At 28.5% G+C, this 22,923-nt stretch carries 22 protein-coding genes and 2 tRNA genes; 10 read left to right on the top strand and 14 right to left on the bottom strand.

The genetic code is table 11. From position 1 onward, the window contains the following. The first annotated feature begins 41 nt into the window (after nt 1–41). The 3 genes from cyaB to hacA all read left to right on the top strand — a co-directional run bounded on the left by cyaB (nt 42) and on the right by hacA (nt 3,163). On the top strand, nt 42–584 hold the full coding sequence (gene cyaB / locus QZZ11_RS09030; RefSeq protein WP_292475499.1) for a class IV adenylate cyclase: 543 nt from the start codon (nt 42–44) through the stop codon (nt 582–584). 150 nt (nt 585–734) lie between these two features. Next, the gene (locus QZZ11_RS09025) at nt 735–1,907 is read left to right on the top strand and encodes a homocitrate synthase family protein (RefSeq protein WP_292475500.1); all 1,173 of its coding nucleotides are present in this window, start codon (nt 735–737) and stop codon (nt 1,905–1,907) included. Nucleotides 1,908–1,915: 8 nt separating this feature from the next. Next, nucleotides 1,916–3,163, top strand: coding sequence for a homoaconitase large subunit (hacA, locus tag QZZ11_RS09020; RefSeq protein WP_292475497.1), 1,248 nt, complete (start codon nt 1,916–1,918; stop codon nt 3,161–3,163). 46 nt (nt 3,164–3,209) lie between these two features. On the opposite strand, the gene galU is transcribed toward hacA, so the two are convergent. Together galU and QZZ11_RS09010 are read right to left on the bottom strand one after the other, a co-directional pair. Further along, nucleotides 3,210–4,061, bottom strand: a complete 852-nt coding sequence (gene galU / locus QZZ11_RS09015) for a UTP--glucose-1-phosphate uridylyltransferase GalU (RefSeq protein ID WP_292475495.1) — start codon at nt 4,059–4,061, stop codon at nt 3,210–3,212. A 12-nt stretch (nt 4,062–4,073) separates the two neighbouring features. Further along, nucleotides 4,074–5,141, bottom strand: coding sequence for a glucose-1-phosphate thymidylyltransferase (locus QZZ11_RS09010; RefSeq protein WP_292475492.1), 1,068 nt, complete (start codon nt 5,139–5,141; stop codon nt 4,074–4,076). A gap of 304 nt (nt 5,142–5,445) precedes the next feature. Here QZZ11_RS09010 and rfbD point away from each other — a divergent pair, with 304 nt between their 5' ends. Both rfbD and QZZ11_RS09000 read left to right on the top strand, forming a co-directional pair. Continuing rightward, on the top strand, nt 5,446–6,306 hold the full coding sequence (gene rfbD, locus QZZ11_RS09005; RefSeq protein WP_292475491.1) for a dTDP-4-dehydrorhamnose reductase: 861 nt from the start codon (nt 5,446–5,448) through the stop codon (nt 6,304–6,306). Nucleotides 6,307–6,427: 121 nt separating this feature from the next. Beyond that, nucleotides 6,428–6,511 (top strand) — tRNA-Leu (locus QZZ11_RS09000). Nucleotides 6,512–6,527: 16 nt separating this feature from the next. Here the strand turns inward: QZZ11_RS09000 and QZZ11_RS08995 are convergent. Continuing rightward, nucleotides 6,528–6,941 carry a DUF371 domain-containing protein gene (locus QZZ11_RS08995; protein ID WP_292475489.1) on the bottom strand — a complete coding sequence of 138 codons (414 nt, stop codon included), beginning with the start codon at nt 6,939–6,941 and terminating at the stop codon, nt 6,528–6,530. A 60-nt stretch (nt 6,942–7,001) separates the two neighbouring features. On the opposite strand from QZZ11_RS08995, the gene QZZ11_RS08990 reads away from it, so the two are divergent. Continuing rightward, a complete protein-coding gene (locus QZZ11_RS08990) occupies nt 7,002–7,457 on the top strand; it encodes a GIY-YIG nuclease family protein (protein ID WP_292475487.1) in 456 nt (151 codons plus the stop codon). Here the strand turns inward: QZZ11_RS08990 and cfbC are convergent. The 4 genes from cfbC to QZZ11_RS08970 all read right to left on the bottom strand — a co-directional run bounded on the left by cfbC (nt 7,454) and on the right by QZZ11_RS08970 (nt 11,615). Next, the gene (gene cfbC / locus QZZ11_RS08985) at nt 7,454–8,239 is read right to left on the bottom strand and encodes a Ni-sirohydrochlorin a,c-diamide reductive cyclase ATP-dependent reductase subunit (RefSeq protein WP_292475485.1); all 786 of its coding nucleotides are present in this window, start codon (nt 8,237–8,239) and stop codon (nt 7,454–7,456) included. The two genes, QZZ11_RS08990 and cfbC, sit on opposite strands and share 4 nt — an antisense overlap. An 11-nt stretch (nt 8,240–8,250) precedes the next feature. Then, a complete protein-coding gene (locus tag QZZ11_RS08980) occupies nt 8,251–9,462 on the bottom strand; it encodes a peptidase U32 family protein (RefSeq protein WP_292475483.1) in 1,212 nt (403 codons plus the stop codon). 34 nt (nt 9,463–9,496) lie between these two features. Beyond that, complete coding sequence (gene purF / locus QZZ11_RS08975; protein WP_292475481.1) at nt 9,497–10,912, bottom strand: amidophosphoribosyltransferase; 1,416 nt, start codon at nt 10,910–10,912, stop codon at nt 9,497–9,499. Between the two features lie 151 nt (nt 10,913–11,063). Then, nucleotides 11,064–11,615 carry a flavodoxin family protein gene (locus QZZ11_RS08970; protein ID WP_292475479.1) on the bottom strand — a complete coding sequence of 184 codons (552 nt, stop codon included), beginning with the start codon at nt 11,613–11,615 and terminating at the stop codon, nt 11,064–11,066. Between the two features lie 211 nt (nt 11,616–11,826). Between QZZ11_RS08970 and QZZ11_RS08965 the strand changes: the two genes are divergently transcribed. After that, nucleotides 11,827–12,699, top strand: a complete 873-nt coding sequence (locus QZZ11_RS08965; protein ID WP_292475478.1) for an ARMT1-like domain-containing protein — start codon at nt 11,827–11,829, stop codon at nt 12,697–12,699. Here QZZ11_RS08965 and QZZ11_RS08960 read toward each other — a convergent pair. Then, on the bottom strand, nt 12,696–13,448 hold the full coding sequence (locus tag QZZ11_RS08960) for a helix-turn-helix domain-containing protein (protein WP_292475476.1): 753 nt from the start codon (nt 13,446–13,448) through the stop codon (nt 12,696–12,698). The two genes, QZZ11_RS08965 and QZZ11_RS08960, sit on opposite strands and share 4 nt — an antisense overlap. A gap of 124 nt (nt 13,449–13,572) precedes the next feature. On the opposite strand from QZZ11_RS08960, the gene hcp reads away from it, so the two are divergent. Next, complete coding sequence (hcp, locus tag QZZ11_RS08955) at nt 13,573–14,871, top strand: hydroxylamine reductase (RefSeq protein WP_292475473.1); 1,299 nt, start codon at nt 13,573–13,575, stop codon at nt 14,869–14,871. Nucleotides 14,872–14,891: 20 nt separating this feature from the next. Here hcp and QZZ11_RS08950 read toward each other — a convergent pair whose 3' ends face one another. From QZZ11_RS08950 to QZZ11_RS08940, 3 genes are all read right to left on the bottom strand, one after another. Then, the gene (locus QZZ11_RS08950; protein ID WP_292475471.1) at nt 14,892–15,998 is read right to left on the bottom strand and encodes an archaeosine biosynthesis radical SAM protein RaSEA; all 1,107 of its coding nucleotides are present in this window, start codon (nt 15,996–15,998) and stop codon (nt 14,892–14,894) included. 12 nt (nt 15,999–16,010) lie between these two features. Then, entirely contained in the window at nt 16,011–16,979 is a 969-nt protein-coding gene (locus QZZ11_RS08945; RefSeq protein WP_292475470.1) for a 5,10-methylenetetrahydromethanopterin reductase, read from the bottom strand. A gap of 163 nt (nt 16,980–17,142) precedes the next feature. Further along, nucleotides 17,143–19,281: a transglutaminase-like domain-containing protein gene (locus QZZ11_RS08940; protein ID WP_292475468.1), complete on the bottom strand. Its 2,139-nt coding sequence runs from the start codon at nt 19,279–19,281 to the stop codon at nt 17,143–17,145. A gap of 479 nt (nt 19,282–19,760) precedes the next feature. Here QZZ11_RS08940 and QZZ11_RS08935 point away from each other — a divergent pair. Beyond that, a tRNA-Gln gene (locus QZZ11_RS08935) sits at nt 19,761–19,832 on the top strand. A gap of 77 nt (nt 19,833–19,909) precedes the next feature. Then, a complete protein-coding gene (locus QZZ11_RS08930) occupies nt 19,910–20,065 on the top strand; it encodes a hypothetical protein (RefSeq protein ID WP_292475466.1) in 156 nt (51 codons plus the stop codon). Here QZZ11_RS08930 and QZZ11_RS08925 read toward each other — a convergent pair. The 3 genes from QZZ11_RS08925 to QZZ11_RS08915 form a co-directional block, all read right to left on the bottom strand. Next, a complete protein-coding gene (locus QZZ11_RS08925; protein ID WP_292475464.1) occupies nt 20,058–21,086 on the bottom strand; it encodes an ATP-grasp domain-containing protein in 1,029 nt (342 codons plus the stop codon). The genes QZZ11_RS08930 and QZZ11_RS08925 overlap by 8 nt on opposite strands. Before the next feature lie 190 nt (nt 21,087–21,276). Continuing rightward, on the bottom strand, nt 21,277–21,927 hold the full coding sequence (locus QZZ11_RS08920) for a V-type ATP synthase subunit D (protein ID WP_292475462.1): 651 nt from the start codon (nt 21,925–21,927) through the stop codon (nt 21,277–21,279). Nucleotides 21,928–21,980: 53 nt separating this feature from the next. Next, on the bottom strand, nt 21,981–22,923 hold a 943-nt coding region (locus QZZ11_RS08915), incomplete at its 5' end, for a V-type ATP synthase subunit B (protein WP_292475461.1).

Raw genomic sequence — 22,923 nt, 5'->3', positions numbered from 1 at the left:
ATTTTCATATAAAATAAAAAAAAATATTATTTGCTATATCTATGATAGAAATTGAAATTAAAGAAAAAATCACTCACCCAAAATTAGCATTTGAAAAAATTAAAAAAATAGGGGGTGAATATTCTCATACTGAAATTCAAAGAGATATTTATTTTAATGGAAAAAGTAAAGATTTTAAAAAAACAGATGAAGCGTTACGTATTAGAGAAATTCCTGATGGTGATGATTTCATTAATATTTTAACATTTAAAGGACCTAAACTAGATTCTGAAACTAAAACTAGAAAAGAAATAGAAGTTACTATTGATAATAAAGAAAATATGACTGACATACTGATTAATTTAGGTTACAAACCTTCTGCAATTGTAAATAAAGTTAGAAGAATTTTTAAATATGATGAATATACAATTACAGTAGACAAATTAAATGAATTAGGTTATTTTATCGAAATAGAATATGTTGCAGAAGATACAAATAATATTGATACCATCCAACAGAATATATTTGATATTTTTAAGAAAATGGACATTACAGAAGGTTTTGAAAAAACATCATACTTAGAATTACTGGAAAAAATAAGATAATATATTAACTAATAAAATAAATATAATGTATATAATTTACATAAATACTATTAAAATAAAAATATCTTACTGAAAATAACTTAAATTAATAAACAATTCATTTACTATTTTCTTTAGTAATATTTAAAATTAACTGAGGGGGAAACTAAAATTAACGATAGATTCGTCAGTATATATAATAAAGAAGTAGATTATAATTTACCAGAAAACATTAATATATACGATACAACACTTAGAGATGGAGAACAAACTCCAGGAGTATGCTTTTCTTTGGATGAAAAAATAGAAATAGCACACAAACTCGATGAACTTGGAATACCCCAAATTGAAGCAGGCTTTCCTATTGTTTCAGAAAATGAAAAGAAATCTGTTAAAACGATTGCTAACGAAGGATTAAATGCAAAAATTATCTGTTTAACCAGGACAAAAAAAGAGGATATTGATGCAGCATTAGACGCTGATGTAGATGGTATAATAACTTTTATGGGATTATCCGATTTACATTTAAAAGTTAAAATGGATAAACCAAGGGATGTAATAAATAAAATTTGTATGGATGCTGTTGATTACGGAAAAGATCATGGATTATTTGTTGCTTTCTCAGCAGAAGACGCTACACGAACAGAACTGCCTAAATTACTAGAAGTATATAAAATGGCACAAGAACATAAAGCAGACAGAATTCATATAGCAGACACCACTGGTTCAATTAACCCATATGCAATGCAATATCTGGTAAGAAATATTCGTAAAGAAATAGATGTGGAAATAGCATTACATTGCCATAACGATTTCGGATTTGCTGTGGCAAATTCTATTGCCGGTTTATTTGAGGGTGCTTCTGCAATATCAACAACAGTAAATGGTATTGGTGAAAGAGCGGGAAATGCTTCATTAGAAGAACTGATTATGGCTTTAAAATTATTATATAATAAAGATTTAGGTTTTAAAACTGAAGTAATATCAGAATTATCCCAAATAGTATCAAAATATAGTAAAATTCCAGTACCGGATAGTAAAGCAATTGTTGGAAACAATGTATTTAGACATGAATCAGGAATACATGTTGATGCAATTGTTAAGGATCCTTTTTCATATGAACCATTTTTACCAGAAATGATTGGAACAAAAAGACAAATTGTACTTGGAAAACATTCCGGTAAAGCAGCAATTGAAGAAAAATTAGATTCATTAAAAATTAAAGTAGATAATGAAAAACTTTTAGAAATTGTAAAACTTGTTAAAGAAGAACGTGAAAAAGGTTTTGACATTACAAACGAAAAATTCGATGAAATTTTATTAAAAGCAAACGTTAAAAGATGATGGTTTAAATGAACATAAGCGAAAAAATTTTAGCCAAAGCTTCAAATATGGATGAAGTTAGTCCTGGCGATACCATAAGTGCAAATATCGATGTTGCAATGAGTCATGATGGAACTAGTCCACCTACAATCAAAGTTTTTGAAAAATTAGCAGATAATGTATGGGATCCTGACAAGATTGTTTTGGTATTTGATCATAATGTTCCGGCAAATACTATGGGTTCTGCAGAATTCCAGCAGGTAGTTCGAGATTTTGCTAAAAAACAAGGAATTAAAAACATTTATAAACAAGGTGAAGGTATATGTCACCAAGTTTTACCTCAAGAAGGTCATGTAAAACCTTCAACAGTAATAGTTGGCGCTGATTCACACACTTGTACCTATGGTGCTTTTGGAGCTTTTTCCACTGGACTTGGAGCTACCGATTTAGCTATGGTATATGCTACTGGAAAAACATGGTTTAATGTGCCTGAATCACTAAAAATCAATGTCAATGGTTCTTTACAAAAACATGTTTATTCCAAAGATTTAATTTTGAATATTATTAAAGAATTAGGTTCTTATGGTGGAACATATAAAAGTTTAGAATTCCATGGAGATACAATAGATAACTTATCTGTAGATGCCCGAATGACAATGACAAATATGGTTATTGAATGCGGTGCAAAAAATGGAATTATGGTGCCAAATGAGGATACAAAAAAATATTTAGCTCAAAGAGGTATTAAAAATTACAATATTACAACACCAGATAAAAATGCAGAATACGAAAAAATATATGACTTTGATGTTGATGATTTAAGACCTCAAGTTGCTTGTCCACATAATGTAGATAATGTTGAAGATGTAGATAAAGTAGAAGGAACAACCATAAACCAAGCAGTATTAGGTTCCTGTACTAACGGAAGATATGAAGATTTAGTTCAAGCAGCTGAGATATTGAAAGGACATAAAATTCATGAAGATGTTCAATTATTAGTATTTCCGGCATCCAGGAAAATTTATCAAGAAGCTATTGAAAATGGAATCATTCAAACATTTCTTGAATCAAATGCGATTGTATGCAATCCAGGATGTGGCCCTTGTCTAGGTGCACATATGGGTGTTATGACAGATGATATGACTTGCATATCCACAACCAATAGAAACTTTTTAGGTAGAATGGGAAGCGCAAAATCATATGTTTATTTATCAAACCCTGCAGTTGTAGCTGCATCTGCAATAAATGGAGAAATAACGGATCCTTCCAATATTTAATTCTCCAAATTCTTTTTTTAAAATAAAATTGTAAAAAAATAGTAAATTAGAATTCATTAATCTTTTGTTTAATGTAATCTAATATTTCATCTTTAGAGTCTTCGTGTGTTAATGCCATATCTATAGAACTTTTTAACCATTCCATAGTATTACCAATATCATAAATAGTTCCTTCAAATGTTGTTGCATAAACATTTTCTTGTTCATTAATAGCATCAGTTAACTGAATTTCTCCACCAACTCCTGCTTCAATAGACTCTAATTTATCAAATATATCTGGTGTTAATATATATCTTCCAGTTATACCCAAATTAGATGGTGCATCTTCCAATTTAGGTTTTTCAACCAAATTATTTACTTTGAAAATATTGTTTTCTATTTCAGTTCCATCAACAATACCATAACGTTCAATTTTTCTTTCAGGTAACTCTTCTATAGCAATAACGGAACCACCATATTTTTCATGAACATCTATTAATTGTTTAGTACATGGCACATCAGAATACGTGATTGTATCACCCAATAAAACAGCAAATGGTTCATCCCCAATGTGTTTTTTAGCACAACTTATAGCATCCCCAAGACCATTTTGTTTTTTCTGACGAACATAAAAAATATCGGCCATATTAGAAATTGATTGAACTTCTGCTAAATAATCTAGTTTACCTTTTTTTTCTAGATTATATTCTAATTCCCATGATTTGTCAAAATGATCTTCTATTGGTCTTTTTCCTTTACCTGTAATAATTATTATATCATCAATACCCGAATTTACTGCTTCTTCAACAACATATTGAATTGTTGGTTTATTAAAAACAGGCAACATTTCTTTTGGTTGTGCTTTTGTAGCAGGTAAAAATCTAGTTCCTAATCCAGCTGCAGGTATAACTGCTTTCATTATTTAATCTCCTTATAATTTAATTATTGAATTTTCGCCTATGACAAAACTTCTTCCTTTAGGATACGTTTTTTTATCTGAGATAATTTGTGAGTTTTGACCTAATAAGCTTTCTGTAATCCGTTTATCTGATCTTATAATTGAATTTCCAATGATAATAGAGGAATCTATTTCTGATTCTATTATTTTAGTATTATCTCCAATCGAAGTATATGGTCCAACATAACCTTTTATTTCACAATTTTCACCAATAATTGCAGGTCCCTTAATAACAGAACCTGATTTAACAATTGTATTTTTTCCAATTATAACTCGACCCTTAATTTTAACATCATCTTCGATTTCTCCTTGAATATCTGTTTTTATTGTTTCAAGGATTAATTTATTGGCATCTAAAACATCTTCCGGTTTTCCTGTATCTTTCCACCATCCATCAACTACAAAAGAATCAACATTAAATCCTTCATCTATTAATTTTTGTATTGCATCAGTTATTTCTAATTCATTTCTCCATGAAGGTTTAATTTTATCAATAGCATCAAAAATGTTATTTTTGAATAAATAAATACCAACAAGTGCTAAATTACTTTTTGGATGCTCTGGTTTTTCAACCAGGTTAATTATTTTACCATCCTCATTTAATTCAGCAACACCAAATTGTCTTGGATCTTCAACTTCCTGTAATAATAAACGTGAGGAATAATCAGATTCATCAAAACCGCTAACGAAATCTTCAATACCTGATTTAAGAATATTATCTCCCAAATACATTACAAAAGAATCTCCATCAACAAAATCTTTAGCTGTTTTAGCAGCATGGGCTAAACCTTTAGGTTCACCTTGCATAATGTATGTAAGATTAACTCCAAATTCTGAGCCATCCCCTAATGCTTCTTTGATTTTATTAGGCATATTCGTTCCCAGTATAATTCCAATTTCTGTGATACCAGCATCACGTAAATCTTCAATTGCATAACAAATAACTGGTTTATTAGCAATAGGAATTAATTGTTTAGGTCCTGTATGAGTCAGTGGCCTTAATCTTGTTCCATGACCTCCCGATAAAATAACACCTTTCATGTAACTCACCTATAAAATATTAAGTTATTAATAAATAAAAGAATAATAAAATTCCTTTAACATAAGGATATCTTTATTTTTATAAGAATATAAATTTTTTTAATAAAAAAATCAATTTAAACTTATAAAAAAAAGAAAGGAATGTAAAATTTATAATTTTAAGTATATATTTTTAATTATCTAAAAACAGTTAAAAATAATATTAATAATTCTTAAATTCATCTTTCAAACCAACAAATATTAATTATTGATTTTTTTTTAATCATTAAATAATATTTTATAGTTTACTATGCAAAGTATAAATATGAAATACTTTATTACTGGAGGTAGTGGTCTTTTAGGTGAAAGACTTGCTACTGTTGCAAAAGAAAATGACGAATTAACATTAGTACATAATAGTAATCCATCAGATAATACTATTAAATGTGACATAACTAACGAAAAAGAAGTAAACAATACTATAGAAAATGAAAACCCTGATGTTATTATACATTGTGCTGCCATGACTAATGTAGATTTATGTGAAGATGAAAAAGAATTAGCATATAAAATAAATGGTGATGGAACCGGCTTTTTAGCTAAAGCTGCGGATAAAATAAATGCAAAAATAATATATGTTTCAACAGATTTTGTATTTGATGGAGAAAGAGGATATTACAAAGAAGATGAAGAGGTTAATCCATTAGGTATTTATGCTAAATCAAAATATGATGGAGAAGTACAATTAAAAAAATATAGTAATGATTGGGCAATTGCTAGAGTAAGTGTACTTTATGGATGGCATAGCAGATTAAACTTTACGACTTGGGTAATTGATCAATTAAAGCAAAATAATGAAATCAATATTGTGACAGATCAGATTAACTCTCCTACCCTTGCAGACAATGCTGCTGAAGCAATATATGCCATTGCAAGAAAAAACAAGCAAGGCATATTCCATACAGCAGGAAACGATGCTATTAATAGATTTGATTTCACAAAAAAAATTGCTGATGCTTTTGATTTGGATGATTCCTTAATAAATCCAACTACAAGTAAACAATTTATTCAAAAAGCACCAAGACCTCGTGATTCATCATTAAATGTTAATAAAGTAGAAAAAGAATTAGGTATTACTATGGAAACTTGTTCTGAATCTCTTAAAAGAATGGCCAATACAGAATAATTTCCAAATAACTATTTTTTTTATAGAAATATTTATATACAATGATAAAGATAGTTAATAATAACCTTTATTTATAAGGTATGTTGGTTAAATCCACTAACATATAATACTATTTTTATATGCGGGGGTGGTCGAGCGGTCAAAGGCGCTAGGTTGAGGGCCTAGTGAGGTAGTCTCTTCGCGGGTTCGATTCCCGTCTCCCGCATTTTCAATTAATTAAACTATACTGTTTTTATTGTGATTTTTAATTCTGAACCATTTTTTAATTCATTTACTAATTTTTTATCCAAATCTTTTGCTGCTTTATTTGAATTAATCATTAAAGTCCTACTACACGTAAAATCACTTTTTCTACAAACCATATCTGTTGGATGATCCAATGTTAATTTTGATGAACCATAACCAATAATTTTATCAGAATAGTTGTCCGTTTCTAAAAATAATTCTATTTTTTCATTATCTGTCTGAATTTGCTTTTTCAATTCTTCAGGCAAATCATTTAAGGTTACATTAGATTTAACTCCGATAATACAGTCACCTTTTAAGGTTAATGTTTTATCAGTTGTTATTTCAAATGTTGATTTATGAAGTGAAGTAACATTTTCATGACCCATTGCTATAAAACTATATTGCATATACTCACCATAGATACTATTAATATTATATTGATTCATCAAATATAAAAAGTGTAATTTATGGATAAAAAAAAGAAAGATAATAAAGGTACTTACTGTTTAGTCTTATCTATGGAAAAAGAATCAAATATTAAGATTGGTGCTAAAGGAAAAATATCATTCAAAAAAGGACACTATGTTTATGTTGGTTCCGCATTAAATTCTTTGACTAAACGCATTGAAAGACATATTTCGAAAAATAAGAAAAAACATTGGCATATAGATTATTTATTGATGAATAAAAATGCACAATTAAATGAAGTGATATACACTTACTCTCCAAATAAAATAGAATGTAATGTAGCTTATGAAATATTCAAAAATTCGGATGAATATATTGAACTTTTCGGTTGTTCGGATTGTAATTGTAGGTCACATTTATATTATTTTAATGTATATGAAAATGCTATAAAAACTAGTATAGAGTCCTACAAAAAAATAGGATATAAACCATATAAATGGTTTAATGATGATTAAACATATTTATGGAAAAAAGTTTCAAATTCTTCAATAGTCATTGGTGTAGGAATTGAGAAAGAATCATTATTAACTATTTTATTTACTAGTTCATTATACAATTTTGATTGATCGGAATCGGGAAACATTTCCAAAACGGTACAAGCATTATATTCACTTTTTTGTACCAAATCACTACGTGGAATAACACTTATTACTTTAGTTGAAATTAAAGAAGCGAATTCAGTTACTATTTCTACCTCATCTTTTACATTTCGACAATTACAGATTATACCGCCCAATTTTCCATTAAGTTTGCGAACACCCTTTGCAATATTGTTTGCTGCATATAAGGACATATATTCTCCACTAGTAACAATATATACCTCATCAGCATAATCTTCACGTAAAGGAACACTGAATCCACCACAAACAACATCACCTAACACATCATATATAACTAATTCAGGATTACTTTTAAATGCGGAAATTTTATCTAAAAGTTTCATAGCAACAATTACACCCCTACCAGCACAACCTACTCCTGGTTCAGGACCTCCTGCTTCAACACATAAAGTATTATTAAAACCTTCAAAAACAACATCTTCAAATAAGGGTTCCTTATTCTTTTTCATTGTATCCAATATTGTTGGTATTCTTTTACCAACTAAAGTCCTTGTTGTATCAGATTTTGGATCACAACCTATTACAAAAGTATCTTTTTCATAAGCTGCAGCCATATTGGATACTGTGGTGGATTTTCCAATACCACCTTTACCATAAATTGCAATTTTTTTAACCATATTTTCACCATTTAATTAAGTAAAACTTTTTTATATACGTGATCATTTTCACGCACAATATTCTCCAGTTTAATTCCAACAGAATCATTAGTTACAGTTTCAACATTTTTTCCGTCAATTTGCATAGATAAAACTTTTTCACTAACACTGCCCGTTTTATTTCCTTGAATGATTATTATATCCCCAACTTCCAATGTATCCCACAATTTAATCTCTGCAACTTTAATTTTTTTATAATAATTTGTTACCTGACCTATGTCAACCTTCTTATAAGTTGCCTGATTATCTAAACTAGTTTCTTTTGGTGTTCTAAAATAAAATCCTGTGTCAAAACCTCTATTAAAAACTGATTTTAATTCATTTTTCCACATAGGAATTAGTGATTTTGATGATTCGTCCCACAAACCATCTTCATATAATTTTATAGCATCAGAATAACATTTAGTAACTGTTGAAACATAATCTGGTGCACGTGCCCGACCTTCTATTTTAAAAGCATCTATTCCAGCTTCAATTAATTTAGGAACATGTTCTATCATACACATGTCTTTTGGACTTAATAGTCTGGATTTTTCTATATCATTACTTTCGGGTTGGGATAATAATAATTGTTTATTCTCTGTGGAATTCAAGACCCATTCTTGTCTACATGGTTGTAAACATTCGCCACAGTTTGCATTTCTATCATAAAAATATGAACTTAAAAAACAACGCCCAGATATTGCAACACACATTGCCCCATGTACAAAAGTTTCAATTTCTATAGGAGACTTTCTTTTAATAACTTTAATATCTTCTAAAGATAATTCTCTGGATAATACTGCTCTGGTTACTCCAAGTTCTTTATACAATTTTAATGCTTCAGAATTAGTTACATTTGCTTGGACACTTAAATGTAAAGGTATGTTATGTTTATTTGCAATATTTAACATACCCATGTCAGAAATAATTAATGCATCGACATCATATTCTTCTAATTTAATTAATTGTTTTTTGTATTTTTCCAATTGATAATCTGAAACAATAGTATTTGTGCAAACATAGAGTTTTTTATCATTGTCATGACACTGCTTAGAAATTTCTTTAATATCATTCAACTCTATATTAGCAACATTTGCTCTCATATTGTAATCAGTTATACCAACATAAATAGAATCAGCATTATTATTTATTGCAGCACTAACTGAACGTTTATCTCTTGCAGGAGCTAATAATTCTACCATTTAAATCACTAAAAATAAAAAAAAGTTTGAAGAATTATTCTTTTTTACCATATAATTCTGGAGGTATAATTGTAGGATATTCTTCAGTGATACAACCTAAACATAAATCTTTTCTTGGTGTACCAATTGATTCAACTAATCCTTCAATACTTATATATCCAATAGAATCCACACCAATTAAATCTCTAATTTCTTCATTAGTTCTATCTACTGCCAATAATTCTTCTTTAGTAGCCATAGCAATTCCATAATAACATGGAGATATAATTTCTGGACAACCAATTAATAAATGTACTTCTTTAGCACCGGCGTCCCTAATCATTTTAATTATTGTTTTTGATGTTGTTCCTCTAACAACACTATCATCTATAACAATAACACGTTTATCTTTTAACACAGACCCTACAGTATTCATTTTAAGTTTAACAGCAGTATCTCTATCTTTTTGGGTAGGCATGATAAATGTTCTTCCGACATAACGATTCTTAATTAAACCTTCTGCATAAGGAATACCTGATGCTCTTGAATATGCTAAAGTAGCAGGAATGGATGAATCAGGAACTGCAATAACTACATCCGCATCAATTGGATATTCTTGTGCTAAGCGTTTACCAACATTTAAACGAACTTCATAAACACTTTTATCAAAGATTATACTATCCGGTCTGGCAAAATAAAGATATTCAAACATACAATTAGCAGTATGATCTGGTGTTGGCATTTTATGACTTTTTTCAATTTTTCCATTTATCTCTAAAATTTCACCTGGTTCAATAGATCTTTCATATTCAATATCCAATGAATCAAAAGCAACTGTTTCAGAGGCTACAACAACAAAATCTTCACTTCTTCCTAAAGATAACGGTTTCATTCCCAATGGATCTCTTACAGCATATAAAACACCATTGATTACTGCAACAAAAGAGTAAGAACCTATTAATTTTTGACAGGTGTTCTGAATTGCATTAATTGCATCTTTTGTTTTGTTATATTCATCTATAATCATATGACAAATAACTTCAGAATCAGTAGTGGATCTAAATTCATATCCAGAAGCCATCAAATCTTCACGGAGTAATTTTGAGTTTACAAAATCACCATTATGTGCAAAAGCAATGATTATATCATCTTCATGTTCTACAAATGGTTGACAATTTTCAACAAGAGATTCGCCAGTAGTTGAATATCTTACATGCCCTATTCCTACATTTCCATTTAAAATATCAATTAAATCTTTATCAAACACATCAGAAACTAAGCCCATACCTACATGTGTATTAATTCGTCCTTCCTTTAAAACACTGATTCCAGCAGATTCTTGTCCTCTATGTTGTAAAGTATATAATCCAGAATATATCCATGAAGCAACATCAACAGATTCTTCATAAGAGTATATACCTACAATCCCACATTTATCTTGCAATTCATCTTGCACGTTTTTTCTCCCCATATAATAAATTAATTAAAATAGAAGTTGAAATACAATAATTAAATACTATAATAATATTTTTAAAATTTAGAATACTTATATTTTCTTAATAATTGATAAGGAGATTAATTATAAAATAATAAAAAAAAAGTTAAAAAAAGATAAAAAATAACTATAAAATATTTTTTCCAACTTCTGCAGCTTGTGCTAATTGGTCTTCTTTTTCATTAATTGCACCAGGAACATTATTGTCTGTTAAAACAACTAAATCCACAGTTTGGAATCCTAAGAATTTAAATGCATTGAATTGTATTTCTAATCCTGCTTTAAAAGCTTCAGGATCGGGTGTTCCTTGAGATAATATAAATGAAACTTTTTTACTAGCAAATTTTTCCATATATGAAGATTGGAAATATGAATATAATCTATCAATGATTAACTTCATTTGTGCATTAATATCAAAGAAATAAACTGGTATTGAGAAAATAATTCCATCTGCTTCTTCAATAGCTTGATAAATTTGAGTCATATCATCATCAATTGCACATTTTCCTTCATGTGCTTTACAATAGTTATCTCCCTGACATGCAGAAATATTTAATTTGTTAGAATCAATGAGTTGAGTTTCTGCACCTTCAGCTTCAGCAGCTTCCAAAGCTTTTTCTAATGCGATTTTACAATTACTTACTTCTCTAGGACTAGTATTAATTCCTACAACTTTCATTTTTTATCACCATATATATGTTTATTAAAAATTCAATATATACATATTGATATATTACTATGAAATCCTTTACATTAAGTGTAATTTTATTAAAAAATTTAGCTATTGTAATTATTTTTTAAAATCCGTTGTTTGGTTAATTAATATTTCAAAAGTTAAATTAATTAGTAAAAACAAAAAAACAACTATAAAATCGTGGAGTTTTGAAACTGTGAAAGTTGACTATGAATGCGCATCTTGTATGTTAAGACAATCTCGTGAAGCAATTGAACATGCAACAGATAATCATGAAAAACGAATGGAAGTAACATTAAAAGTTTTAGAATATATGAATAATAATTTTAAAAAGGATATTAACTCAAACAAGTTAGGTACTGATTTACATCACATGATAATGAAAGAGACAGAAAATAACGATCCATATAAAGAATTAAGAGAAGAAGGTAATCAAATTGCTGAAAGATTAATTCCTATGGTTAAAAATCTTTTTAAAAAAGATAACAGTTTAGAAAACTTCATAAAAATTGCGGTAGCTGGAAATATAATTGATTTTGGAGCATTGGAAGAAAATACTGATATGGAATCATTATTAAAAAAACAAATTACAATAAATCCTGCAATAAATGATACTAAAAAACTTGAAACTGATTTGAAAAATGCAAAAAATATATTATACCTAACTGATAACGGTGGGGAAATAGTTTTTGACAAATTATTAATAAAAAAAATAAAAGAGGATTATGATGTTAACATAATATTAGCATTAAAAGAAAATCCTATCTTGAATGATGCATTAGTATCCGATGCAAAAAAAATGAACTTAGAAAAATATGCTAATATTATTAGTATTGGTGCTTCCTCTGTTGGTGTCGTTAAAGATTATATCTCTGAAGAACTTAAAGTATATATGAATTCTGTAGATTTAATCATTAGCAAGGGTATGGGAAATTATGAAGGTTTAACTGAAATGTATCTCAAAACACCCGTGTATTTCTTATTAACTACAAAATGTAACGTAATCTCTAGAGAAATAGGAGTTCCTCTAAGAAGTCCTGTAATTTTGAAGAAAACTTTAACAGATTAATTAAATTGTTTTTCAAATGAAGATACGTAACTGGATATGATAGTAGGATACGAATTATATAAACCTATCATGTTTTTATCTGATATTTTATTGTTAGAATAATCAGTAAAAACTAATATCATTTCTTTTTTATCCCGAATTAATAGTTGTGCTGCGGGTAAATTCACATACTTTATTTCTGCAGGAATATCTTTTAATTCTTTTTCTAAATCAACTGTTTTATTTTTATATGTAAATTTTTTTACTGCTAATATTTTGACGGTAATACCTTTTTTTAATAGATAAATAATCTGTTTTTTAAATGTTGATAATTCTGATGGTAATATAAAACCTATTCTAAAATAAATTAAGGATTCTGTTTTTTTGATAATAATAGATTGTTTTTGTAAAATATTTTCTTTATCTTCAATTGAAATAATTGGTGTGTTTATACTTGGAAGTTTACTTTCATATATTTTCGAAATATTTTTTTCTAAAGCGTCAATATCATTGTTTATTTGTTTTTGAATCTTTTTTATAGTTTCATTTGGTGGAATCATAATGTACTCAATAGGACGCCCCATTTTAATATTTATCAATCCTTTATCCTGTAAATTTTCTAAAACTGAATAAATTTTAGATCGGGGAACATTAGAATGTTTACTAATTTCATCAGCTTTTCCTGAACCTAAATATGCCAAGGAAATATAAACTTTTGACTCGTATTCTGTTAAACCCATATGTTTTAATGTATTTATCATATATTCCATTCTTTCACCATAATATGTTGTTTCACATATATTATAAAAATACTTTTCTATTTTCACTAACATAGTGACATATTTTTATATATACTCCAAATGAAACTAATACTATAAAAAAATAGGTGATACAATGAATAATAATATGTTCTGTTATCAATGCTCACAAACAGTTAATGCAGAAGGATGTACTGTTGCAGGTGTTTGTGGTAAAAATGAAACATTAGCTAGGTTACAAGACAATTTAATCTTTGCATTAAAAGGAATTGCTGCATATGCTTATCAAATGAGAGAATTTGGAGAAACTGATGAAGACATAAACGCATTTTTAGAAAAAGGATTATACACAACTTTAACTAATGTAAACTTTGATGTTCAAAGCCATATTGATATGGCATTAGAAGCTGGTCAAATTAATATTAAAGCTATGGCTGGTCTTAAAAAGGCACATATTGACAATTATGGTGAACCAGAACCTGTTGAAGTTGAAAAAGGAGCTAGTAAAGGACATGGTATCTTAGTTACAGGACACGATTTAAAAGTTTTAGAAGAATTATTAAAACAAACTGAAGGCAAAGGCATAAATATTTATACTCATAGTGAAATGTTAATAGCTCATGCATATCCTGAATTAAAAAAATATGAACATTTAAAAGGACAATTAGGTGGTTCCTGGATTGATCAAAAAGAAATTTTTGCAAAGTACAACATACCAATATTAGTTACAACAAATTGTGGACTAATAGCATCTGATTCCTATGCCGACCGTATTTATACTTCAGGTATTGCTCAATTACCAAATGCTCCCCACATAGAAAATTATGATTTTTCAGATATTATATCCCAAGCTTTAGAATTACCAGAACTTGAAGAAGAAGAAAAAACATCATATACTACTGGATTTGGAAAAACTACTGTATTATCACTCGCAGATACCATTAAAGAAGCAGTTCTTGGAGGAAAAATAAAACAATTCTTTGTTATGGGTGGTTGTGATGTACCATATAAATCAGAAATGGATTACTTCACAGAATTTGCAAAACAATTACCTGAGGATACAGTAATCTTGTGTGTGGGTTGTGGAAAATACCGATTCAACGATTTAGATTTAGGTGACATTGATGGTATCCCTAGATTAATTGATTTAGGACAATGTAATGATGCAATTGTTGGAGCAGAAATATTAACAGCACTTACAGAATTATTTGATATGGGCTTAAATGATTTACCAGTAACATTTGTATTAAGTTGGATGGAACAAAAAGCAGTTTCAATTCTTTGGAGTTTATTATCATTAGGACTTACAAATATACATATTGGTCCTATTCTTCCGGCATGGGTTGATGAAACCATTTTAAGTGTTTTAGTAGAAAACTTTGATCTTAAATTAGTATCTACTCCGGAAGAAGATATAAAAGAGATATTAGGATAGATATCCTAATAATTTTTTTTTTAATTTTTAGGGTTAGTTGGACTATTTAAAATATCGGAAAATTCAAGATCAGCTTCCCATTTTTCTTTACAATCACATGTAAAATTATCTAATTCTTCAGGAATAACTTGTTCTAAATTAGATTTAATTATAAGACTTTTGAGTTTTGAATTACATTTTTTACAATTATAAGGACCTCTACGTGTACCATAACCTGCAGTATCCATTATCATAGGAATATCAACATTTTTTCGAACTTCTTTTAGAATTTTTATTAAACTCCAAATCCATGGAGGATTATATGAACCTCGTTTCCAAAGGTAATCCATCATAGTTCCACCATGAACTGTTGCAGGACAATAAGCTAATCTTTTAACACCAATTTTTTTAGCATATCTTGCAGATTCTATTGATTCTTGAATTGCTTCTTTTTCAGAAATTAAGATAGGTTTTACCAATAAATAAGCTTTTGCTCTAATATCATAATTTTCTATTGAATTTATTATTGAAACACATCTTTCAAAAGAATTATTGGTGATACCTTTATTAATTTTATTTAATCGAGTTTCTTCATTTGATGTTTCGAGACCTATACCAATCTCAAATATTTTATCTGGAATTAACTGTGCTAAACGAATTAATGAATCTTCATTAATGTATTCTGGTTTTGACTCTACAATTACCTCTTTAATTTGGTCATATTTGTTAAATTCTTTGAAAATATAATTTTGTACTTTTTCAGGAATTTCATTAGTGTTTAAAAAACTACCTGAAACAAATAATTTTATTGCAACATTTTCGTGTGAAGAAATATCAGTTTTATCTAATTGCTTATTCCATTCATTATTGAAAATTTCTATTAAATTATCTTCTGAAATATCAGTTAATGGTGAATCAGCGATATAACTACACATTGTACATCCACCACTTTTTGTTGCCCATTCACAACCGCTTGTTGGTAAAACTATAAAAATAGTATAACCAACTGAATCATATAATCTATCTTCATTAGCCCAACTAGCAGCATAAGCCTGTAAAGGTTTTTTTTCTTTTTTTCTATCACGTTTTTTAATAATATATTCTATAGCATTTTCCCTAATTTCTTTATTTATCTCTTGAACTTTCATAAAACAACAACCTTAATCATATGAATTAATTATATCTCCTAATAATTTTAAAGATTTTACTCTGTCTTTACCTATAGGTGAACCAACTACAAATTCATTAATACCCAAACTATCCATTTGTTCTATTTTTTCTTGAATATTTTCTGGTGTTCCACATACACTAAACGCATTAATCATATTCTCATCAATTAAACTTGCAGCAGTTTTAAAATCATATTTAGACAATGCATCCCTAACTGCAATAGCCACATCTTTAGAAATATTATGGCGTTCAAGAACTATATCCGGTGCACCAGCCATAATAAAAGCTACAACAATTTTGGATTGCTTATATGCTTCGTTAACATCTTTATCTATACTACATGCAGTATAAGCAGCAAAAGTAAAATCTTTTTCAGATTTATTTACTTTTTTTATACCTTCTTTAATTAATGGAATTGCTATTTCAAAATCTTTTGGATTGGAAGCATTGATAAGACATCCATCAGCAACTTCACCAGAACCTTTAAGCATCATTGGCCCTTGAGCTGCCATATAAATAGGAATCTTATTTTCTATTTTCTTAGTTCCATTCAGATATGCTCCCTGTTCTAAAGTTTCACCATTCAATAATTTTCTAATGTTTACAATAGCATCTTTTACTGTTTTAACCGGTTTGTTCCATGATAGATTTAAAGTTTCCATAGTTGCTTTATCACCAGGACCAACACCTAACAGGGCTCTACCTTCAGAAATTTCATTTAATGTTGAAGTTGCAGCTGCAATAGTAACAGGATTTCTTACGTAAGGATTTGATACTCCAGACCCCATTTTAATTGTAGATGTTTCATAAGCAGCAATTGATAATACTTCAAAAACATCACGATTATTATAATGATCAGTTATCCAAACATTTTCAAAACCTATTTCCTCAGCTAATTGTATTACTTCAATAATATCTTTAATAGGTTCATTAGGCAGAAGTTCTAAACTAAATTTCAATTACATCCCTCATAACTGTTAACATATGAAATATTTAAATTAAGATATAATATTATATGTAAGTTATAACTTCTATAATTTATTATTTGGTTATTAAAAATAGTTTTTAAAATGTAAAAAAATTTTAAAAAAAAAGAAAAAAAGATTTGGATATTAATCCAGTTTAGAAATATATTTCGGTATATCTGTTGATTGTTGAACATGAACCCCAATTAACAATATTGTTAAATGTATTTTGGTTTGAAGTGGTATCACATGAATACCATTTTCCGTTCACATAACATTCAACCCATACGTGACCTACAACTAGACCACTTCTGAAATAACAGGTTGCATGGCAATATCTTGCAGGTATATTTGCAGTACGATACATACCGAGTAACAAATGACTTTGGTCAACACAATTACCTAAACCATCTTGTAAAGTTTTTATAGCTCCACGACGAGTGTTCATGTAAAAACTATAATCAGTAACCTTATTAACATAATTAAATATAGCTACTGCTTGATTATAAGTTCCAGATACTCCAGAAACTGCCTTTTGAACAGCATTTTTAATTACTGTGTAATTTACATAACTGTTTTTAGCTGATGCAAGATATTTTTCATATCCTGAAGGCACTGAGTTAGTTGGAGAATAACTTGAAGATGAACTAGAACTACTAGATCCACTTGAACTACCGGAACTACTTGAACTACCTGAATTATCAGAGCTACTTGAACTTGAAGAAGAACCGCTAATCGTTAAAACCGTCACATAATTTGGTAATCTATTATTATTTTTTGTAAAGGATAATGCTTTTGCTAGAGTATAAATAGTATCATTAAAATTTAAATTTACCCCAGAAGTTGCTAACATTACATTTGGAGCTCTTCCATTAGTTTTATAGAAATCAACCAGTCTATAAGCCATTGAAACATAATCATCTTTCTCCAACTCAAAATCATATTTTGTTGTTTGTACATATGATGTTGGTGATGAAAAACCACCATTATGATATGAATTATTATAACTGAGTGCTTGTGCAAACATGTATAATAAATCAGTCATAGAAACCTGATTACCACTCATAGTAACAAAATTTGGCAATCTTTTATTATTTAACACAAAATTATGAGTTGAATTAGCTTTTTCAAGAACTTGTGAATATGTATAAGTAGCTACTGGATCTGCTTGAACTCTCAAAGAAGTATTAGTTCTGACAGAATTTAATCCTGATGATCCTCCATATACAATATCAATAACATGATATCCATATTTTAAATCTGCTTTATATCTACATTCAGCAGTATTATTTATAACATTAACTGTTGCTACAGTTTTACCATTGACCTTAAAAGATACTTTACCACTAGCATTTGCATAACCAGTACCTGTTATTTTAGCATTTAAATATACATTACTACCTTTTTGAACAAATACTAATGAATCTTTTACAATAGTTGGTGTTCTTTTAGTCACTATAAGACTTGATGTAACTTCTTCATAACTAGTAGTGGTTGTTTCACCAATTTTAACTAACAGTGAATAAGTTGAAGCCTTAGTAGGAACAATATAACTTCCAGATGCAACACCATTAACAACTGTAGTAGATAACACAGTTTTTCCATTTATTTTGAAAACTGCTTTTTGACCATTTGCTGAAGATCCATTTTTATATTTAACTTCTGCTTTAAGTGTTACACTAGAAGCAGATGTAGCCGTAATTTTAGACATTGAAACAGACAAATCATGTCGTTTAATTGTCAATGAAACATTTTTCCTACCAGTCAAGGAAGTAGAAGTCTCACCCACTATTATTTCCAAAGGATATGTCTTAGCACTATAGTTTGGAACTACATAATTAGTTGAAAAACTACCATCTGATACTGTAGTATGAATAATTGTTTTACCATTAAGCTTAATGGATACTTTAGCATAATTTAATTTTTCACCATTTTTATAAGAAACATTTGCTTTAATATTGATTGTATTACCAGAATATGCTGTAATAGAATTTGAATTAATGGATACTTCTCTCTTAGTAGTCGTGGAATCTGCTGATTTGACATTAGTATTATTAGTTAATGACTGTTTAGTAATTGTATTTTCACTTGATGGTGAACTTACATTTGTTATAGTTTCATATTCATTGCTTACTTTATTTTCTATAGAATTTGATTCTATATTGGTAACACTCTTAGTTATTGAATAATCATCAATATCCTGATAATTAGCATCATTTATAGCCGAACTATCAGCATCAGTATCTGCAGCAGCCAATGCTGAAATACTAAATAATATTGAAACTAAGAGAACCAAAATCAAACTTCTCTTAATCTTACCGCCTCCTATAATAAACCAAAAATTAAAATTTAATTTATTTTTAAAAGCTTAATTGTATGAAAGATACAATTATTTTTGGCCTATTTTTGATAGTAATCAATTTTCAATAAATTAATAAGCTATGAAAACAAGAATCTATACAATTCTTATCTTTAACTTATATTGTTATAACTATTTAAATATATAGTACAAACATTTATATAGAAGTAGTATTTTAAAAAAAAATAATAATAATTTAACTTAATTTTAAATATATTTACTTAAAAATAAGTATTATTTTATATTATTTAATATAGAAAAAAGTAAATATAATTGTTTTAAAAGAAATAAATAAAAATAAAATGAATTGACCAAAGTTTTCTATAAATAATAAAAAAAATACACACAATAAATTATAGAAAAGTATATTAATAACTTTAAAGATATGTTATATTGTACTTGTAGTACAAGATGTTAGTCCCATAGGGTAGTGGCAATCCTCCTGGTCTTTGGAACCGGGGACAGCGGTTCGACTCCGCTTGGGACTACTAATTATTTTCTAATTTTAAAAAATATTTTATATTACATTAAACATAATTTAACATAAATATAAGGAGTTTAAATTATGCCTTATCAAGATCCTATAAAAGAATATTTAGATGAAGATCCAGAAAGGAGAGTAAAATTATTTTATATATACACGAGAATAATGATTGTATCTACTTTTTTAATAGCCTTTGGTGTAATTGTATATATATTACTGACTTTTGGAATTATTTAATTAAATTCGCATATATTTTTTTTCTTATGATTTCAGATTTAATCATAGCATTTTCAAGAATTCTATCAGAAATTAATATTGTTGATATTGGAAAACCTTTTTTTATAATATGATTTTTAGGAGATATATCTTTAATATAAGAATCCTCACTTAGATTATATTTAGCATCTTCAAAAGAATAAGGTACTAATTTTATTGTGAATTTTTGTAAATTGGGAATATTTACTTTAATATCATTACTCGCATCTATATGTGCCTGAGCAAGATTCATATCAAAACTATTTTCTATACATTCAAAAGTACCTTGAATTCTAGGATTAACTTCAATAACATATACTTTATTTTTTTGTAAAATAAAATCAATACCATTAGAACCCAATAATTTATACATTTTAGAAATTTTTGTAGAAATATTAATTAATTTAGGATTTGAATTTATTAGAGGAGTAATATTTCCACAATAAAGAAACTCAGGAGCACCCAACATTTTTGAACCAATAATCTGTTCAGAAGTTGTTACCATATCAATCCCATGATTTTTATATGATAAAAAAGAGCTACTAACGCTATCTCCTTTAATATATTCCTGTAGTAAAAATGGTTCAACAGTATTAATATTTTCATTAAAATATTTAATTCCTAAACCACCAGTACCCTTAATAGGCTTAATAATAAATTTTTTATCAGGATAATTTTTAATGATTTCGTTAGCTTCTTGAATAGAATCCAATTTATAAGTTAAAGGCATTAAAAAATTTTTATGTAACTTTTTATACATCTGATATTTGTCAATGATGTTATTATTTTTTTTATTACCTATTATTTTTGAACTTGGAAATCTACCTATATTAACATCACTGGTAAAAATAATATAATCCACTTCATTTACATAATTTAATGCTAAATCTTCTATTAATGTTAAATCAAAACTATCAAAATATGAAGGAACAATCAATTTATCCACATACTTTTTTTGATCTTCTAATTCAAAAAAACTAGTAGCATATACTATATAACCCAATTCTTTTAATGATTTTGATACGGCTCTAGTATTCGAACCGACAACTAAAATTTTAGTAATAATAATACACCTTATTAAAAATTATACAATAAATAAAATTAGTAATTTAATTAATATAAGTGTTTTGAAAAATAGTTTTATATAAAAATATAGAAAGGTTAAAAAAGAATAATTAAAGGAAATCCTATAATTATTCAGATTCTCGAGCATCCATATTACGTTTAATAACTTTAAGTTGTACGAATTGTTCCCTTTCCATTTCCTCTAAACGCATTTCAATAAATGAAATGGTGTTGTTAATACGAGGAATCATTACATGCTCTAAAGCATTAACTCTTCTTTTTGTTGCTTCAACTTCTTTTGCTAACATAATAATGGTTTTTTCAATTTCACCAAGTTCAATGATAATCTTAATAGATTCTTCAAATTCTTTAGCTGCAATATCCAAGTTTGCTGAAGTTCCAGCAAAACCGTAACCTCTACTTATTACATCATTGTGAGTTGATTTACTTTTTACAACAGGGACAGAAACACCCATAATACTTCTAGAACTTATATCTAATTCGATAGATTCTCTAACTGATAAAGCTGCACGTTTAACTGCCATATCTCCCATGTCTATTTGAGCTTTGTTTAATTCAGCGTATGCAATTGCTAATTTTTTTTCAACTTCATCCCTAGAACCTTGAACACGATCTAGAATTTCAAAAAACTCCTTAATTAGAGCGTCTCTTTTTTCTTTAAGAAGACTATGACCTTTGGTAGATAATTTAGCTCTGTCTTTTAGATTAAGAAGTTCCATACGTGTTGGATTTATTCCATCTAATTTTTCTCCTGCCATTATCTAGCCTCCTAATCTGATATATTTCCATTAAAGATAGTTGAAAAATGAAACTATTCTTCAGCAGCTTCTTCTTCAGCATCTTGAGATGGTAAATATTTTTCAACAAATTCGTCTTTAACACGTTTGAGTTCAGTTTTAGGTAAGATAGATAATAATTTCCAACCTAAGTCAAGAGTTTCTTGAATAGATCTATCTTCATCGAGACTTTGTCTGATAAATTGATCTTCAAATGCGTCTGCAAATCTTAAGTATTTTAAATCGTTTTCAGTTAAAGCTTCTTCCCCTACTACTGCAGTTAAGTCTCTTAAATCACGACCTTCTGCATATGCAGCATATAATTGGTCAGATACTCCACTGTGGTCTTCACGAGTACGATCTCCACCAATACCCCCACTCATTAACCTTGATAATGAAGGAAGTACGTTTACTGGAGGGTAAATACCAGTTCTGTCTAATTCACGATCTAATACAATTTGACCTTCTGTAATATATCCAGTTAAGTCCGGAATTGGGTGAGTAATATCATCTTGAGGCATAACTAAGATAGGCATCTGTGTAATAGAACCATCTTTACCGTTGATACGTCCTGCACGTTCATACATCTGTGATAAGTCAGTGTACATGTAACCTGGGTATCCTCTACGACCAGGTACTTCACTACGTGCTGATGAAATTTCCCTAAGTGCTTCACAGTAGTTAGTAATATCTGTAAGAATTACTAATACGTGCATACCTTTTTCAAATGCAAGATATTCTGCAGTTGTTAAAGCCATTTTAGGGGTCATAATTCTTTCAATAGCAGGGTCATCTGCTAAGTTCATGAATACTGTTACTCTTTCAAGAGCACCAGTTTGTTCAAACTCGTTCATGAAGAAGTTTGCTTCTTCGTGAGTAATACCCATAGCACCGAAAATTACTGCAAATTCAGTATCTTCTGTAAGTACTTTTGCTTGTCTTGCATTTTGAGCTGCAAGTTGGTTGTGAGGTAAACCT

The organism is Methanosphaera sp. (genome assembly GCF_016282985.1).
Lineage (GTDB): Archaea > Methanobacteriota > Methanobacteria > Methanobacteriales > Methanobacteriaceae > Methanosphaera.
The sequence above is the reverse complement of the archived record's forward strand: the minus strand, read 5'-3'. Positions and strand labels throughout refer to the sequence as shown.

Excerpts from the sequence above, each read along its gene's own strand:
- QZZ11_RS08970 (WP_292475479.1), bottom strand. The coding sequence starts at position 11,615 with ATGAAAGTTGTAGGAATTAATACTAGTCCTAGAGAAGTAAGTAATTGT.
- QZZ11_RS08980 (WP_292475483.1), bottom strand. The coding sequence starts at position 9,462 with ATGGTAGAATTATTAGCTCCTGCAAGAGATAAACGTTCAGTTAGTGCT.
- QZZ11_RS08960 (WP_292475476.1), bottom strand. The coding sequence starts at position 13,448 with ATGGAATATATGATAAATACATTAAAACATATGGGTTTAACAGAATAC.
- QZZ11_RS08920 (WP_292475462.1), bottom strand. The coding sequence starts at position 21,927 with ATGGCAGGAGAAAAATTAGATGGAATAAATCCAACACGTATGGAACTT.
- purF (WP_292475481.1), bottom strand. The coding sequence starts at position 10,912 with ATGGGGAGAAAAAACGTGCAAGATGAATTGCAAGATAAATGTGGGATT.
- hacA (WP_292475497.1), top strand. The coding sequence starts at position 1,916 with ATGAACATAAGCGAAAAAATTTTAGCCAAAGCTTCAAATATGGATGAA.
- QZZ11_RS08995 (WP_292475489.1), bottom strand. The coding sequence starts at position 6,941 with ATGCAATATAGTTTTATAGCAATGGGTCATGAAAATGTTACTTCACTT.
- cfbC (WP_292475485.1), bottom strand. The coding sequence starts at position 8,239 with ATGGTTAAAAAAATTGCAATTTATGGTAAAGGTGGTATTGGAAAATCC.
- QZZ11_RS08930 (WP_292475466.1), top strand. The coding sequence starts at position 19,910 with ATGCCTTATCAAGATCCTATAAAAGAATATTTAGATGAAGATCCAGAA.
- cyaB (WP_292475499.1), top strand. The coding sequence starts at position 42 with ATGATAGAAATTGAAATTAAAGAAAAAATCACTCACCCAAAATTAGCA.
- rfbD (WP_292475491.1), top strand. The coding sequence starts at position 5,446 with ATGAAATACTTTATTACTGGAGGTAGTGGTCTTTTAGGTGAAAGACTT.
- QZZ11_RS08990 (WP_292475487.1), top strand. The coding sequence starts at position 7,002 with ATGGATAAAAAAAAGAAAGATAATAAAGGTACTTACTGTTTAGTCTTA.
- QZZ11_RS08950 (WP_292475471.1), bottom strand. The coding sequence starts at position 15,998 with ATGAAAGTTCAAGAGATAAATAAAGAAATTAGGGAAAATGCTATAGAA.
- hcp (WP_292475473.1), top strand. The coding sequence starts at position 13,573 with ATGAATAATAATATGTTCTGTTATCAATGCTCACAAACAGTTAATGCA.
- QZZ11_RS09010 (WP_292475492.1), bottom strand. The coding sequence starts at position 5,141 with ATGAAAGGTGTTATTTTATCGGGAGGTCATGGAACAAGATTAAGGCCA.
- galU (WP_292475495.1), bottom strand. The coding sequence starts at position 4,061 with ATGAAAGCAGTTATACCTGCAGCTGGATTAGGAACTAGATTTTTACCT.